This window comes from Kitasatospora sp. NPDC051164, assembly GCF_044455625.1.
Classification (GTDB): domain Bacteria; phylum Actinomycetota; class Actinomycetes; order Streptomycetales; family Streptomycetaceae; genus Kitasatospora.
This window is the reverse complement of sequence record NZ_JBITFB010000013.1, coordinates 156,231-171,022: the sequence shown is the minus strand read 5'-3', so window position 1 is coordinate 171,022 and position 14,792 is coordinate 156,231. Positions and strand designations below refer to the sequence as shown.

Here is a 14,792-nt window from a genome sequence, read left to right as displayed (position 1 = left end):
GGGGGATGGGAGACAGGGGGCGAGGCGGGGTCAGTCGACCAGGTCCGGGTCGGTCGCGCCGATCTGCTCGAAGAGCGGCTGCGCCTGGAACCAGCCGGCCAGGTGGCTGCCGATCTGCCCGCGGGTGATCAGCGCCGTCTCCCGGTCGATGTGCTTGGGCGTCCCGGCCGCCATGGCGAGCAGCTGGGCCTGGCAGGAGCGTTCCATCGTGACGAACCACCAGACCGCCTCGGCGACCGACCGGCCGACCGTCAGCAGTCCGTGGTTCTGCAGGATCACCGCCTTGTGTGCGCCGAGCGCGGCCGCGATCCGCTTGCCCTCGTCGACCTCGTTCACCACGCCGCGGTAGTCGCTGTACAGCCCGTGGTCCTCGAAGAACGCGCAGGCGTCCTGGGTGAGCGGGTCGAGCGTGATGCCGAGGCTGGAGAAGGCCTTCCCGTGCAGCGAGTGCGCATGGGCGGCCGCGATCGCGTCCGGGCGGGCCGCGTGCACCTGGGAGTGGATCACGAACGCGGCGCGGTTCACCGGCCGGTTGCCGTGCAGCAGGGTGCCCTCGTGGTCGACGAGGATCAGGTCCGAGGCCTTGATCATGCCGAAGGGCATCCCGAACGGGTTCACCCAGAAGCGGTCGGGGTGCTCCGGGTCGCGCACGGTGATGTGCCCGGCCACCCCCTCGGAGAAGCCGAACCGGCCGAACAGCCGGAAGCCGGCGGCAAGTTGTTCCTTGCGGTAGCGGCGCTCGTCCGCCACCGAATCGAAGCTCGGCGGCAGCGGCAGGGTGACTCCGGCGGGCAGCGGTCCGACGGCGGCGGCGAGCGCGGCGGGCAGCGGGGTGCCCGCGCCGGAAGGCGGTGGGGTGCTCATGGCCCAGAAGATACAATGATGTATCCGATACGCCAATGGATCCGATGAAGCCGACAGATCTCAAGGAACCGACAGATCTGCCGGAACCACTGGATCCGACCGGCCGCCATCCGACCGAACCGGGACGCCACCGATGCCCAAGGGTGAGACCAAGCGACGCCCGCGCACCCGTGCGGCGCTGCTCCAGGCCGCACTGGAGACCTTCGCCGCGCACGGCTTCCGCGCCGCCACCATCGAGCAGATCTGTGAGCGGGCCGGCTACACCCGAGGCGCGTTCTACTCCAACTTCAGCAGCAAGGAGGAACTGTTCCTCGCGCTGTTCGACGCGCACAGCGACCGGATCGTCCGGCGGATGACCGAACTGGTCGACTCCATCACCACCGAGGACCTCACCGTGCAGGCCCTGGTCGACGTCCTCTGCGAGGTCGAACCGGCCGAACGCGACTGGTACCTGGTCACCACCGAGTTCACCCTGCACGCCATCCGCGACCCCCAGGCCGCCTGGGTGCTTGCCCAGCACGACGCCCGGCTGCGCGCCCAACTGGCCCGTGCCCTCACCGACCACCTGGCCCGGGCCGGACGTACCCTCACCGCGGACCCCGACGAAGTCGCCCGCCTGCTGATCGCGATCCGCGAGGGCGGCCTGGCGCAGAGCTACGTCGAACCCGAGCGGCTGCCACCGGGCAGGCTCGAACAGCGCTTCCTGGCACCCCTTTTGACGGCGCTGACCGCGGATTCCGGAACGTCCTGACGTTCTCACAGGCGCCCCACGTCCGTACGGGTGGCAGCAGGAGCCGGGTCAGGCGATCCGGCGGGCGTGTACGGCGCCGCGGCCGATGGCGTGGAGGCGGGCGGTGTCCGGGCCGGGTGGCAGCAGGGGTTCGAGTGCCCGCCAGGCGTCGGCGCACAGCCGGTCGGCGTCGCGTTCGCTCGCATCGACGGCGCCGCACGCCAGCAGGGTGTGGCGGGCTTCGTGCATGTCGGCCTCGGCCGCGTCACCGTCGCGGATCGTGGTCCACAGGGCCTCGGCGGTGGGGCGGGGGAGCAGGGTGACGGCGTGGGCCAGGGGCAGGGTCACCTTGGCGTTGCGCAGGTCCTCGGCGACGTGCTTCGTGAGGGTGCCGTCCTCGCCCGTGACGCCGCGCAGGTCGGCGACGTCGTCGGCGATCTGGTAGGCGGTGCCGATCGCGGACCCCCAGTCCAGCAGTGCCCGGTTCAGGGCCGGGCCGGCGTCGGCGGCGATCGCGGCGATCTGGCAGCACGCCCCCACCAGGGCACCGGACTTCAGCCGGTGGGTGGCGAGCACCAGCTCCAGCAGCGGGCCGTTGTCGCCGGCGGCCAGGGCCCGGTCCAGCTCGTGGTGGTGGCCCTGGATGTCGAGGGCCTGTCCGGCATGGGCCGCCCGCAGGGCCGCGAGCAGGGCTTCGCGCATCCGGCCCTGCAGCGCCGGGTCGTCGGCGGCGCACAGGCCGATGGCCCGGTCGAAGGCGAAGTAGGCGCAGGTGCCCGCGTTCAGGGCGGCGGGCAGGCCGTACACCGCGTGTGCGGCCGGTTTGGCGCGGCGCATCGTCGATCCGTCCTGGATGTCGTCGACGACCAGGGAGCCGGTGTGGGCGAGTTCCAGGGCGGCCGCGAGGACGCCGAAGCGGTCGCCGTCGCCGCCGAGCAGGTCGACGATCCGCATCAGCAGGGTGGGACGCCACCGTTGCCCGCCCGCGTCCACCATGTGCCGCACGGGCTCGGCGAGGGCCTGGTGCAGGCGGCGGTCGAGGGCGTGCGCGGTGTCGGCCGACAGACCGCCGCCGTGCCCGTCCGGGAGCCACACGGCCAGTCCGCCGGGGGCGGGCGGGCAGAGCCGGTCCAGGTAGCGCTCGATCCCGCGGTCGGCCTCAGCAATCCGGTTCCCGGCGCACGCGCCGTCGCCGAACGGCCCGACGTCCTCGGCTGGTGCCATAACCATGCACTCACCATAGGGTTGGGCGCGGAGGAGGGGTAGACGCAACGCGGGCGGCCCGGGGAGGACTGAGCCGCGTCGAGGGCCGGGCCGCGCCCGGCCGTTCTCCACCGGTGGCCTCCACGGCGTACCTGCCGGATGTTCCACCGGTGTTCAAGCGCCCGCTCCTGACTGTGCCCCGTCATGGCCCTACGTTCCCTGGGGAACTGCGAGAAGGGGCTATGAACGAAACTCAACTGGCCGTACGCGCACGAGCTTTGACGAAGTGCTTCGGTGACGTCGTGGCGCTCGACGGGGTCGGCCTGGAGCTGGCGTCCGGCCGGATCCACGGGCTGGCCGGGCCGAACGGCGCGGGGAAGACGACGCTGCTCGGGCTGCTGCTCGGGCTGGCCGTCGCCGACGGCGGCGAGTTGGAGGTGCTGGGCCGGCCGGTCGGGCGGGTGTCGGCAGCGCCGCCCGGGGTGGCCGGGTTCGTGGACGGGCCCGGGCTGTACCCGTCGCTGACCGCGCGCAGGAACCTGGCCGCGCTGGCCGCGCTGCGCGGGCCGGGCACGGAGGCGGGGCGGATCGACGAGGTGCTGGCCGAGGTCGGGCTGACGGAGGTCGCCGACGACCGGGTGCGCGGGTTCTCGCTGGGGATGCGGCAGCGGCTCGGGCTGGCGGCGGCGCTGCTCACGGATCCGCGGCTGCTGGTGCTCGACGAGCCGTCCAACGGCCTGGACCCGGCGGGCAAGCAGCATGTGCACACAGCGCTGCGGCGCCTCGCGGACGACGGGGTGACCGTCGTGCTGTCCGGTCACCGCATGGACGACCTCGAGGCGCTGTGCGACGAGGTCACGATCCTCGGGACCGGGCGGGTCCGCTACTCCGGCCCGCTGGGCGGGCTGGTGGCGCAGAGCCGCGCGTCGGACCACCGCCTGCTCACCTCCGATCCCGGGGCCGCGCGCCGGGTGGCCGCCGGGGTCGCGGGGGTGCGGGCGGTGACGGAGGCCGGGTCGCGGGGCGGGACGTCGGGCGGGGCCGGGGCGCTGGTGGTGCGCGCGTCGGGCCCGGCCGTCGAGGAGTTGGTGGCCGCGCTGGTGCGCGCCGGGGTGCGGGTGCGCGAGGTCGCTCCCGTGGTGCCGCCGTTGGAGGCCGCGTACCTCGCCCTGACCGGGCGGCAGGAGGAGGGGAAGCCATGAGCACGGCCGTCGTGGGCGTCGGTGCCGTACCCGACGCGAGCCGGGTGCCGGTGCGCCGCGTGTACCGCTTCGAGCTGGTGAAGCTGGTCTCGCAGTGGCGGATCCGGTTGCTCATGCTGGCCTGTTGGATCGGGCCGGGGCTGTTCGTGGCTGCGGTGGCGCAGCAGGGGACGCTGCCGTCCGACACGCTGTTCGGCCGCTGGATGCACGCCACGGGCTGGGCCGGCCCGCTGGTCGTGCTGGGGTTCTCGGGTTCGTGGGCGCTGCCGCTGCTGACCTCGGTGGTGGCGGGCGACGTGTTCGCGGCCGAGGACCGGCTCGGGACCTGGCGGCACCTGCTGGTGACGGTCCGCTCGCCGCGTCGGATCTTCGCGGCGAAGGCGCTGGCGAGCACCACCGTCATCGTGCTGCTGGTGGCCGGGTTGGTGGCCTCGGGCACGGTCGGCGGCCTGGCGGCGGTCGGGAACGGTCCGCTGGTCGGCGTCGACGGGCACCCGCTGTCGCCGGCGGACGCGGCCGGGAGCGTGCTGCTGGCGTGGGGGTGCGCGCTGGCGCCCACGCTGGCGCTGGCCGCGCTCGGGCTGCTCGGCTCCGTACTGCTGGGGCGCTCGCCGATGGGGCTGCTCGTCCCCGCGGTGGCGGCGGTCGCGATGCAGCTCGCGCAGATGCTGCCGCTGCCGGTGGCGCTGCGCCTGGCACTGCCCGGCTACGCCTTCGTGTCCTGGAACGGGCTGTTCGCCGGCCCCGTACGGCTCGACGAGCTGCTGGTCGCCGTCGCGGTCAGCCTGGTCTGGGCCGCGGTGGCGACCGGGGCGGCCTACCTGCTGTTCGTACGGCGGGACTTCACCACCGGCAGCGAGGACGGCGTGGGGCGCCGCGCGCTCGCCTTCGGAGTGCTGCCGCTGGCCGGGCTGCTCGCGCTGACCTTCGGGGCGGTCGCCGCGGCCACGCCCTCGACGGGCTCGGGGATCTCGCAGGCGAAGGTGCAGCGGTCGGTGGCCACCGTGTTCGCGCACCTGTACCGGCTGCAGACCGAGCAACTGCACCGCCCGGCCGTCACGGAGGAGCAGCTGCGGGTCACGGCGGCGTGCGACCGCAGCGGCGGCCAGGTCGACCCGGAGGGGCCGGGCAACGACTGGCGCTGTGTCGTCACCTGGCACCTGCCCGGTACGGACGCGCCAGGGACGGCGATCTACCAGCTCGACGTGGCTTCGGACGGGCGGCTGATGGCCGACGGTGACGGGCCCAAGGACGTGAACGGCTACTTCCTGGTGCGGACCCCGTCCGGGGACGCGCCGAATCCGCTGTGGCAGTTCGACGGCCAGGTCGACCTGCTCTCCACCTGAACGAACTCACCGAACCCGACGAACCCGCCGATCGCACCGAATTCACCGAACTCACCGAACCCAAGGAAGGGCTGACGCCATGCAGGTAACGCGTCGTCGACGTTCCCAGAAGGAGCACTTCGTCCTTCGCGGCCGCCGTGCGGGCCGCCGCGCCACACTCGTCACGGCCTGCGTCACGGCGGTGGCCGTGGCCACGGGCACGGCTTTCGCGACCACCCATCAGTTCGGCACGGACCAGGTCGGCCAGGTCAACGCCGACGGCCAGGTCATTTCCAGCGACCAGTACCTCGCCCCGTACGGCAGCCGGTCGGTGGTCGACGACGGCAAGCTGATGGGGTCCGCGATCAGCCCGGACGGCGGTCACCTGGCGGCCTCGGTCGCGGACGGCGACGCGGCGCTGGTCGTGGTGGACCTGAAGACCGGGAAGGTTCGGCAGCGCGTCGGCACCGCCGCGGTGGACGAACTGCACATCCCCAGCGGTGCGGTCGGCCAGGAGTCCCCGGTGTACTCGCCGGACGGCAAGCAGCTGTGGCTGGGCCGGCTCGACGGCTACACCAGGTTCTCCGTGAACGCCGACGGAACCCTGGCCGCCCCGGCGGCTGTGCCGATCCCGGCCGAGGGCGACCAGCACGCGCTGGCGTCGGGGGCGGTCTTCTCGGCCGACGGCTCGACGGTGTACGCGGCGGTCAACGGGCAGAACCGGGTGGTCGCCATCGACGCGGCGAGCGGCGCGATCCGGCACAGCTGGACGGTGGGCAACGCCCCGCGCGGCATCGCGCGGGTCGGCCACCAGCTGTACGTGGCCAACGAGGGCGGGCGCGCGGCCACGGCCGACGACGACACGCTCAACTCCTACGGCACGCAGGTGCCGGCCGATCCGGCGACCGGTGCCACGACCACCGGCACCGTCAGCGTGATCGACCTCGCGGACCCGGCCGCCGCCGTCCGGTCCGTCGCCGTCGGCCTGCACCCGACGGCGGTGTACGCCAAGAACGGCGTCCTGTTCGTCACCGACACCGGAAGCGACGAGGTGTCGGTGATCGACACCGCGCACGGCAGGGTCGTCCAGACCGTCTCGACCAAGCCGTGGCCGGAGGCCTCGGTGGGCTACGAGCCGACCGCGGTGACGCTCACCGACGACGGGCGGCTGCTGGTCACCCTGGGCCGCGCCAACGCGGTGGCCGTCTACCGCTTCAGCGGCGCGCAGGAGCCGGTCGGCTACGTCGGCCTGCTGCCGACGGACTACTTCCCGGCGGAGGTCGCCACGGTCGGCTCGAAGGTGGTCGTCTCCAACACCCGTGGCATCGACGCGCGGCGGCCAGACAGCACCGGCGCGCACAAGACCCACGACACCACCTCCAGCCTGACCCAGTTCACCCTGCCCGGCGACCGGGAGATCCGCTCCCGGACCGCCGACGTCTTCCGGCAGAACGGCTGGACCGACGGCGCGGTCAGGACGGCGAACGGCCACAAGGCGAAGGCGGTGCCGGTCCCGAACCGGATCGGCGATCCCTCGCCGATCAAGCACGTCTTCCTGATCGTCAAGGAGAACCGGACCTACGACCAGCTCTTCGGCGACGTGGCGAAGGCCAACGGCGATCCGAAGCTGGCCCAGTTCGGCGTGAACGTGACGCCGAACCAGCACGCGCTGGCCGAGCAGTTCGGGCTCTACGACAACACCTACGACATCGGCACGAACTCCGCCGAGGGCCACAACTGGCTGATGCAGGCAGACAATCCGGAGTACACCGAGTCCTCGGCGGGCGAGTACGAGCGCAGTTACGACACCGAGGACGACGCGCTGGGCCACCAGCGGACGGGCTTCCTGTGGACGGGCGCGCAGGCGGCGGGCCGGACGGTGCGCGACTTCGGGGAGTTCCACCAGTTCCTGACCAAGCCGGCCGACGCGAGCTGGCAGAACCTGTACTGCGACGCCAAGTCCATGGACGGGAGCGGCCAGGGCAGCGCGTACACGCTGAACTCGTCGTCGCCGATCCCGTCGCTCAACAGCGTGTCGGTGCCCGGCTTCCCCAAGTTCGACACCAGCGTGCCGGACCTGTACCGGTACCAGATCTGGAAGCAGGACTTCGAGCAGAACGGCCCGGCCGACCTCAACATGCTGTGGCTGTCCAGCGACCACACCGGCGGTCCGGCCGGCCCGGCCGCGCAGGTCGCCGACAACGACCTGGCGACCGGGAAGATCGTCGACGAGATCTCGCACAGCGAGTACTGGAAGGACTCGGCGGTCTTCGTCGTCGAGGACGACTCCCAGGCGGGCCTCGACCACGTGGACGGGCACCGCGCGCCGATCCAGATCATCAGCCCGTGGGCGCAGCACGGGGCCGTCGACAGCCGCTACTACACGCAGATCACCATGGTCCGCACCATCGAGCAGATCCTCGGGATCCACCCGATGAACCAGAAGGACAGCGCAGCCAGCCCGATGGCCACGGCCTTCACCCGCACACCGGACTACACGCCGTACACGGCGGTGCCCAACCGGACCTCGCTGACCGACGGCCTGAAGACACCGCCTCCGTGCGGCGTCGACGTGCCCGGGGCGCAGGACCTCCGCGCGGCGGCGGTGCCCGCCACGACCGCGCCGCCGGCGGCGGAGCAGGCCGTCGCGGCCCAGTGGGAGGCCTGGAGGTCGCAGCAGCGGCTGACCGGACCGAACGCGGTGCCGGACCACGCGAACCCGGCGCAGATGGAGCACCTGGTCTGGTACCAGACGCACAACTGGACCACGCCGTACCCGGGCGAGACCGGGATCCACGCGCCGAACGACGTGCCCGGCTCCTACCTGCCGTCCGCTGAGACCGACGGCTGACCGGGCTCCGACCTCCACCGGGGGATTCCGGTCCCGACCGGGGAATTCCGATCTCCGCGGAAAAATCCGATCGTGCCCCGGGCCGGCCAACTCCGGTCCGGGGCACGGTCGTTCCCGCGTGGGCGGCCGGCCGCTCCGAGCTGTGGCGCCGGTACGTTGGCAGGATCCTGACATCACATCAGGTTACTCTTGGGTAATCCAACGATGTCGCTCGGGTGAACATCCCCGGCCCCTCATGAAGGACCTGTACGTGCTCGATCACCAGTCCCGCCGTTCCGGACGCCGTCTCGCCGGATCGGCGCTGGCCCTCGTCGCCACCGCCTGCGCGCTGCCCGTCGCCCCCGCGTTCGCCGACCCGGCCCCCGCCCCGGTCCCGGCCCCGGCGGCGACGGTGTCGGCCCCCGTGCCGGCCGCGCAAGCCGACGCGACCCCGCACCTGGACGCGGTGGAACAGGCGTTGCGTCAGGTGTCCCCCGGCCTGGAGGGGACGGTGTGGCAGCGCACGGCGGGCAACCGGCTCGACGCGCCGGCCGACGACCCGGGCGGCTGGCTGCTGCAGACCCCCGGCTGCTGGGGCGACCCCTCCTGCACCGAGCGCACCGGCACCCGCCGGCTGCTCGACACCATGCGCGAGAACATCGCGCGCGCCACCCGGACCGTCGACATATCGACGCTCGCACCGTTCCCGGACGGCGCGTTCCAGGACGCCATCGTGGCCGGCCTCAAGGCCTCGGTGGCCGCCGGCAACGCGCCGCACGTGCGGATCCTCGCCGGGGCCGCGCCGCTGTACAACATCACCGCGCTGCCGTCGAAGTACCGGGACGAGCTGGTGGCCAAGCTCGGTGACGCGGCCGGCCGGGTCACCCTCGAGGTCGCCGCGATGACCACCGCCAAGACCGCGTTCTCCTGGAACCACTCCAAGCTGCTGGTTGTGGACGGGCAGAGCGTCATCACCGGCGGGATCAACAACTGGAAGAACGACTACCTCGACACCGCCCACCCGGTCACCGACGTCGACCTCGCGCTGAACGGCCCGGCCGCCGCCTCCGCCGGCGCCTACCTGGACACCCTGTGGGACTGGACCTGCCGCAACACCGGGGTGTTCTCGGCCGCCTGGTTCGCCTCCTCCCACGGCGCCACCTGCACCCCCGACCTGGAGCGGCGCCGCAACCCGTCGGCCGCTCAGGTGCCCGCCACCGGCGGAGTGCCGGTGATCGCCGTCGGCGGCCTGGGCGTCGGGATCCGCGACAAGGACTCCGCCTCCGCCTACCGCCCGGACCCGGTGCCCGCCGCCGACGACGTCAAGTGCGGCCCGATCGGCCTGCACGACAACACCAACGCCGACCGCGACTACGCGAGCGTCAACCCGGAGGAGGCCGCCCTGCGCACGCTGATCGCGAGCGCCGGCAGCCGCATCGACATCTCCCAGCAGGACGTGACCGGCACCTGCCCGCCGCTGCCCCGCTACGATGTGCGGCTCTTCGACCTGCTCGCGGCCAAGATGGCCGACGGCGTCAAGGTCCGCATCGTGGTCAGCGACCCCGGCAACCGGGGCACGGTCGGCAGCGGCGGCTACTCGCAGATCAAGTCCCTGAACGAGATCAGCGACACCCTCGCCGCCCGCCTCACCGCCCGCCTCGGCGACCCGGCGCAGGCGAAGGCGACCATGTGCCACAACCTCCAGCTCGCCCCCTTCCGCGCCGCCGCCACCCCGACCTGGGCCGACGGCCACCCCTACGCGCTGCACCACAAGCTGGTCTCGGTCGACGGATCCGCCTTCTTCATCGGCTCCAAGAACCTCTACCCGGCCTGGCTGCAGGACTTCGGCTACGTCGTCGAGAACCGCGCCGCCGCCGCGCAGCTCGACCAGCAGCTGCTCGCCCCGCAGTGGCAGTACTCGCAGGCCGCCGCGACCGTCGACTACACCCGCGGCCTCTGCCAGGGCTGACACCACGCCGCCCTGACGGCCCGTCGGGCCACGCTCGCCGGACCTCGGCCCGACGGGCAGCGCCGCGCCCCCTGCCCGTCGACGGGCAGGGGGCGCGGTGGAGAGGTGCCCGGCTTCGAGGTGGCGGGCAGATCAGCCTGTTCCCGCCTACTTCGGCGTCCCCGTGAACTTCAGGTCGATGACCTGGTAGAAGGCCCGGGCGGTGTCGGCGACCTCCCACACCGCGAGGAGCACCTGGTGCCCCGTGCGGGTGGGCAGCACCATGGTGTGCGTGGTCGGGATCGGCGGGTTGAGCTCCTCGCCGCAGGACCAGTACGGCTGGCAGGTGAGTTCCACGCTGTGGAACGGCTTCGGCTCGAACTGCGCCCTGCTCAGGGGCTTGGCCGGGTCCCAGTCCGCCTCCGTGATGAAGTAGTTCCACCGGCGGGTCTTGTGGGCCATGGCGTAGTTCCACACGACGGCCAGGGACTGGCCCGGGACGACCTCGTGGCTCCGCCACTCCCGGCCGTCGGGGTCCATCGGCTCGTCCAGCTGCGTGGCGTCAGCGCGGTTGGCGCTCGCGATCCGCCCGTCCATCGGGGGGATGTCGTTCCGGACGTCGTCGGGGGCGACGGGGTCGGCGAGACCGCCCTGAGTGGCCGGGAAGAACTTGCCCGACTCCATCTCGTTGGCGATCCACTCGGGCATGTAGAGCGCCGCCCGGGACGCCGGATCGGTCACCCGGCCGTGCCGGACTTTCATCGCCTCGCCGCTCATCGTCGACGCTTCGGTGCCGGGCTTGGCCTGTTCCTTGCTCATCGGAAGTCTCCAGAGTGCGATTCCCCCCATGGAAGGCCCGGATCACACCGGGCCGCGTGCGGGTACCGGACGATCAGTCGGGCGCCGGCGCACGTTCCCCACTGAACACCGGGCATCCCGCCCACTGCATCCGTGCCTGGCCCGTCGGAATGACGGTGGCCGCGTACGGCGCGGTTCCTCCGTTCGAAGGGCGACGCGTGAACGCGTGGGCGCGCGGCAGGAGAGTTGAAGGCGGGCCCTGTAGCGGTGATCCGCTCCGAGGACGATGATGTCGCGGTGCGCCGTGCCGACGACTGCACCCACCGCTTCGGCGCCCGAACCGCGTGTGAACCGTAGGAGTCCCACCCGTCCCGGGCCGGGCCGAGCAGCCCTCCGCCGCTCGGCCCGGACCCGCACCTTCGGAGGTGTCATGCTGAACCTGTCGGTCCTGCTCGAGGATTCCGCCCGTACGCACCCGGACCGTGACGCGTTGGTCCTCGGCCCGACGCGGCTCACCTACGCCCAGGTCGACGCCGCCGCGAACCAGGTCGCCAACCTGCTCGTGGAACGGGGGATCCGACCCGGTGACCGGGTGGCGCTGAGTTGTCCGAACCTGCCGCAGTTCCCGGTCGTCTACTACGGCATCCTCAAGGCCGGCGGGGTCGTCGTCCCGCTGAACATCCTGCTCAAGTCGCGGGAGGTGGCCTACCATCTGCGCGACGCCGAGGTGAAGGCGTACTTCTGCTCCGAGGGGACGCCGGGCCTGGCCATCGGCAAGGAGGGCCGGAAGGCGTTCGACGAGGTCGGGACCTGCGAGGACTTCTTCCTGATCACCGCCGATCCGGCCGCGCCCTCGCCGATCGAGGGGACGGAGACGATGGGCGCGGCGCTGGCCGGGAAGTCCCCGGTGTTCGACGCGGTGGCCACCGAGGCGACCGACACCGCCGTCATCCTCTACACCTCGGGCACCACCGGTCAGCCCAAGGGCGCCGAACTCTCCCACGTGAACACGGTGATGAACGTGCTGGCCTGCAACCGGATGTTCCGGAGCACGCCGGCCACGGACAGCCACGTCCTGTGCCTGCCGCTGTTCCACACCTTCGGTTCCACCGTCCAGATGCACACCGGCTTCTCGACGGCCGCGACCCTCCACCTGGTGCCGCGCTTCGACGCGGAGGAGGTCGTGCGGCTGATGAACACCGAGGAGATCACCTTCTTCGCCGGTGTCCCGACCATGTGGTGGGGTCTGCTGGGCGCCCTCACCGATGCCGTCGACGTGGACCGGATCGCCCGCAACCTGCGCATCGGCGTCTCCGGTGGCGCCCCGATGCCGGTGGAGCTCCTCAGCCGGGTCGAGGGGCGGTTCCGCATCCGGATCCTCGAGGGCTACGGCCTCTCCGAGACCTCGCCGGTGGTGACCTTCTCCGACCCGGAGCGCGAGCCGCGCCCCGGTTCCATCGGCGTGCCGATCTGGGGCGTCGAGCTCATGTTGATCGATGACGACTGGTCGGAGGTCACCGAGCCCGGCGCCGTCGGCGAGATCGCGGTCAAGGGCCACGCCGTCATGAAGGGCTACCACAACCGGCCCGAGGCCACCGCCGCCGCGATCAGGGACGGCTGGTTCCGCACCGGCGACCTGGCCCGCAGGGACGCGGACGGCTTCTACTACATCGTCGACCGCGCCAAGGACATGATCATCCGGGGCGGCTTCAACGTGTACCCGCGCGAGATCGAGGAGGTGTTGATGACGCACCCCGCGATCGGCCTGGCCGCGGTCGTCGGCGTGCCCCACGAGAGCCACGGCGAGGAGGTCAAGGCGTACGTCATCCTGAACCCCGATGCCCGGGCCACCCCCGACGAACTGATCGCCTGGGGCAGGGAGCAGATGGCCGGCCACAAGTACCCGCGCGTCGTGGAGATCGTCGAGACCCTGCCGATGACCGCCACCGGCAAGATCCTCAAGCGCGAACTCAGGTGACCGGCCGGGCGGTCGAGAACGGACCCCGGGCGGGCGGACTCCAGGCGGACCCCAGGCGGACCCTAGGCGGGGAAGCTGTCGATGAACGCCTCCCGGCCGCCGGCCAGGTCGAGGGGCTCGAGCTCGGCGTCGTAGTCGACCCACCAGACCACCGGTACGGCGGGCGCCAGTTCGTGCAGCGCCGCGTAGATGACGGTGAGCGGCGCGGAGTGCGGTTCCCGGTCCTCGAAGGAGAAGGCGCCGTGCCGCAGGTTGTACGACACCTCCGCCCACCGGCCGGGCTCGACCTCGGCGTGGATCTCCAGGAAGTGCTCGAAGGCGCCGCTCACCGTGGCGTCCGGCCAGTGGCGGCGGACGCAGTCCTTCAGCTGTTCGCCGGTGAAGGTCCACGGTCCGGCCTGCTCGCGGTCGGCGCTGACGTAGAAGGTGGCTCCCACGGGGTGTTCTCGCTATCTCTCGGTGCTGCGGGTCGGGTGCGGGCCGGGTACTTCGGTCGCGGTCACGGTCACGGTACGACGCGGACGTTGCCGGTGACGCCCTTGGCGGTCATCAGGGCCTGGAAGTAGGAGTGGCCTTGCCGTCGTTGGTGATCAGCTCCAGGTGGTTGACCTTGTTGCGGGGGTCCGTCAGCGCCGACGCGTACTTGTCCAGCTTCTTCGCCTCGCCGTCCATACGTTGCCGTCGTGCACCTTGGCCCAGTTCTGGGCGAAGGAGGTGACGGCGCCGGAGGTGCTGGAGGCGGTGACGCGCAGAACCCGCTTCCACCGATGCAGAACGCCGCCGCCCGATCGAAACCGCCGCCCGGCCCGCCCGACCCGAAGGTCGAGCGAGCCGGGCGGCGGGTGTCACGGAACGGGCCGAGCGGGCCGAGCGGTTCGAGTCGCGCCGGGGGTCAGCGCAGCCCGGCGAAGAGGTCGGTCTCCGGCACGGCCGCGCCGGTGGCGTCCTTGACCCGGACGAAGGTCTCCACGCCCCACAGCTCGTTGAAACGCTCCTTGCCCATGCGCAGGAAGAAGATGTTCTCGCCCTGGCTGGCGTGCGCGGCGAGGGCGTCGAACTTCTGGTCGCCGAACTCGGTGGTGTCCACCCAGGTGGTGATCTCCTCGTCGGGGAGGCCGATCTCGGGCAGTTCGGCGGCCTCGGTGGGCTCGGGCTCCTCCCGGTCCGTGCCGAACTCGCGCATGATCTCGCCGAACCGCCGCATCATCGAGTGCGGCGCCGTCGTCCAGTAGACCTTGGGCGTCATCCCGGTCAGTTCCAGTGCCGCCATCGTGATGCGGTGTGCCTGGATGTGGTCGGGGTGGCCGTAGAACCCGTTCTCGTCGTAGGTGACGACCACATCGGGCTGGTAGTGGCGCATCAGTTCGGCGAGGCGGGCGGCGCCGTCCTCGACCGGCGTCCGCCAGAACGAGCCGGGTGCGTCATTGGTCGGCCAGCCCATCATCCCGGAGTCGGCGAACTCCAGCAGCTCCAGGTGGCTGACCTTCAGGACCTCGCAGCTCGCCTCGAGTTCCTGCCGGCGCATCGCGGCGACGGCCGCCGGGTCGTGCCCGGGGTCGCCCGGCTTGACACCGTCAGGTCCGTCACCGCAACCGCCGTCGGTACACGTGACGAGGACCGTACGGATGCCTTCCGCCGCGTACCGCGCGAGGACACCGCCGGTTCCGCTGGCCTCGTCGTCGGGGTGGGCGTGTACTGCCATCAGCGTCAACGGCCGGTCAATCATGAAAACCATCCTCCGGTCTGGAAAGTGCTCGCTCCGAGTCTGCGCTACGACGGCACACGGCCGCCGCGCATTATCGGGTAACCGACCGGACGGGCGCCGACTTCCCGAACGCGGACACGGAACGGACACGGAGACGGAGACGGACGCGAAGACGGAGACGGCCGGGACCCGGAGGTGGGGGCGGGCGT

General features: G+C 72.0%; 12 protein-coding genes. 6 read left to right on the top strand and 6 right to left on the bottom strand.

Annotation, left to right across the window (positions count from 1 at the left end; all coding sequences use genetic code 11):
- Nucleotides 1–30: 30 nt before the first annotated feature.
- Complete coding sequence (locus ACIBEC_RS20900; RefSeq protein WP_360501360.1) at nucleotides 31–864, bottom strand: class II aldolase/adducin family protein; 834 nt, start codon at nucleotides 862–864, stop codon at nucleotides 31–33.
- A gap of 133 nt (nucleotides 865–997) precedes the next feature.
- On the opposite strand from ACIBEC_RS20900, the gene ACIBEC_RS20895 reads away from it, so the two are divergent.
- Nucleotides 998–1,615 carry a TetR/AcrR family transcriptional regulator gene (locus ACIBEC_RS20895; RefSeq protein WP_360501363.1) on the top strand — a complete coding sequence of 206 codons (618 nt, stop codon included), beginning with the start codon at nucleotides 998–1,000 and terminating at the stop codon, nucleotides 1,613–1,615.
- 48 nt (nucleotides 1,616–1,663) lie between these two features.
- On the opposite strand, the gene ACIBEC_RS20890 is transcribed toward ACIBEC_RS20895, so the two are convergent.
- Complete coding sequence (locus ACIBEC_RS20890) at nucleotides 1,664–2,824, bottom strand: polyprenyl synthetase family protein (protein WP_360501366.1); 1,161 nt, start codon at nucleotides 2,822–2,824, stop codon at nucleotides 1,664–1,666.
- A 215-nt stretch (nucleotides 2,825–3,039) separates the two neighbouring features.
- Here ACIBEC_RS20890 and ACIBEC_RS20885 point away from each other — a divergent pair, with 215 nt between their 5' ends.
- The 4 genes from ACIBEC_RS20885 to ACIBEC_RS20870 all read left to right on the top strand — a co-directional run bounded on the left by ACIBEC_RS20885 (nucleotide 3,040) and on the right by ACIBEC_RS20870 (nucleotide 10,123).
- Complete coding sequence (locus tag ACIBEC_RS20885; protein WP_360501369.1) at nucleotides 3,040–3,999, top strand: ABC transporter ATP-binding protein; 960 nt, start codon at nucleotides 3,040–3,042, stop codon at nucleotides 3,997–3,999.
- A complete protein-coding gene (locus ACIBEC_RS20880; RefSeq protein WP_360501371.1) occupies nucleotides 3,996–5,345 on the top strand; it encodes an ABC transporter permease in 1,350 nt (449 codons plus the stop codon). Before ACIBEC_RS20885 ends, ACIBEC_RS20880 begins: the two co-directional genes overlap by 4 nt.
- 79 nt (nucleotides 5,346–5,424) lie before the next feature.
- Complete coding sequence (locus ACIBEC_RS20875) at nucleotides 5,425–8,175, top strand: alkaline phosphatase family protein (protein ID WP_360501374.1); 2,751 nt, start codon at nucleotides 5,425–5,427, stop codon at nucleotides 8,173–8,175.
- Between the two features lie 250 nt (nucleotides 8,176–8,425).
- Nucleotides 8,426–10,123 carry a phospholipase D-like domain-containing protein gene (locus ACIBEC_RS20870; protein WP_360501377.1) on the top strand — a complete coding sequence of 566 codons (1,698 nt, stop codon included), beginning with the start codon at nucleotides 8,426–8,428 and terminating at the stop codon, nucleotides 10,121–10,123.
- A gap of 147 nt (nucleotides 10,124–10,270) precedes the next feature.
- Here the strand turns inward: ACIBEC_RS20870 and ACIBEC_RS20865 are convergent, their stop codons facing one another.
- Entirely contained in the window at nucleotides 10,271–10,921 is a 651-nt protein-coding gene (locus ACIBEC_RS20865; protein WP_360501380.1) for a lytic polysaccharide monooxygenase auxiliary activity family 9 protein, read from the bottom strand.
- 409 nt (nucleotides 10,922–11,330) lie between these two features.
- On the opposite strand from ACIBEC_RS20865, the gene ACIBEC_RS20860 reads away from it, so the two are divergent.
- Complete coding sequence (locus ACIBEC_RS20860; RefSeq protein ID WP_360501382.1) at nucleotides 11,331–12,878, top strand: long-chain fatty acid--CoA ligase; 1,548 nt, start codon at nucleotides 11,331–11,333, stop codon at nucleotides 12,876–12,878.
- Nucleotides 12,879–12,940: 62 nt separating this feature from the next.
- Here the strand turns inward: ACIBEC_RS20860 and ACIBEC_RS20855 are convergent, their stop codons facing one another.
- The 3 genes from ACIBEC_RS20855 to ACIBEC_RS20845 form a co-directional block, all read right to left on the bottom strand.
- Nucleotides 12,941–13,315 carry a hypothetical protein gene (locus ACIBEC_RS20855; RefSeq protein ID WP_360501385.1) on the bottom strand — a complete coding sequence of 125 codons (375 nt, stop codon included), beginning with the start codon at nucleotides 13,313–13,315 and terminating at the stop codon, nucleotides 12,941–12,943.
- A 112-nt stretch (nucleotides 13,316–13,427) separates the two neighbouring features.
- A complete protein-coding gene (locus tag ACIBEC_RS20850) occupies nucleotides 13,428–13,550 on the bottom strand; it encodes a hypothetical protein (RefSeq protein WP_360501388.1) in 123 nt (40 codons plus the stop codon).
- Between the two features lie 220 nt (nucleotides 13,551–13,770).
- A complete protein-coding gene (locus tag ACIBEC_RS20845; RefSeq protein ID WP_360501391.1) occupies nucleotides 13,771–14,604 on the bottom strand; it encodes a PIG-L family deacetylase in 834 nt (277 codons plus the stop codon).
- Between the last annotated feature and the right edge of the window lie 188 nt (nucleotides 14,605–14,792).

What these genes read in the sequence shown, in the direction of transcription:
- ACIBEC_RS20880 (WP_360501371.1), top strand. Translation starts at nt 3,996, where the DNA reads ATGAGCACGGCCGTCGTGGGCGTCGGTGCCGTACCCGACGCGAGCCGG.
- ACIBEC_RS20895 (WP_360501363.1), top strand. Translation starts at nt 998, where the DNA reads ATGCCCAAGGGTGAGACCAAGCGACGCCCGCGCACCCGTGCGGCGCTG.
- ACIBEC_RS20850 (WP_360501388.1), bottom strand. Translation starts at nt 13,550, where the DNA reads ATGGACGGCGAGGCGAAGAAGCTGGACAAGTACGCGTCGGCGCTGACG.
- ACIBEC_RS20890 (WP_360501366.1), bottom strand. Translation starts at nt 2,824, where the DNA reads ATGGTTATGGCACCAGCCGAGGACGTCGGGCCGTTCGGCGACGGCGCG.
- ACIBEC_RS20900 (WP_360501360.1), bottom strand. Translation starts at nt 864, where the DNA reads ATGAGCACCCCACCGCCTTCCGGCGCGGGCACCCCGCTGCCCGCCGCG.
- ACIBEC_RS20860 (WP_360501382.1), top strand. Translation starts at nt 11,331, where the DNA reads ATGCTGAACCTGTCGGTCCTGCTCGAGGATTCCGCCCGTACGCACCCG.
- ACIBEC_RS20875 (WP_360501374.1), top strand. Translation starts at nt 5,425, where the DNA reads ATGCAGGTAACGCGTCGTCGACGTTCCCAGAAGGAGCACTTCGTCCTT.
- ACIBEC_RS20845 (WP_360501391.1), bottom strand. Translation starts at nt 14,604, where the DNA reads ATGATTGACCGGCCGTTGACGCTGATGGCAGTACACGCCCACCCCGAC.
- ACIBEC_RS20885 (WP_360501369.1), top strand. Translation starts at nt 3,040, where the DNA reads ATGAACGAAACTCAACTGGCCGTACGCGCACGAGCTTTGACGAAGTGC.
- ACIBEC_RS20865 (WP_360501380.1), bottom strand. Translation starts at nt 10,921, where the DNA reads ATGAGCAAGGAACAGGCCAAGCCCGGCACCGAAGCGTCGACGATGAGC.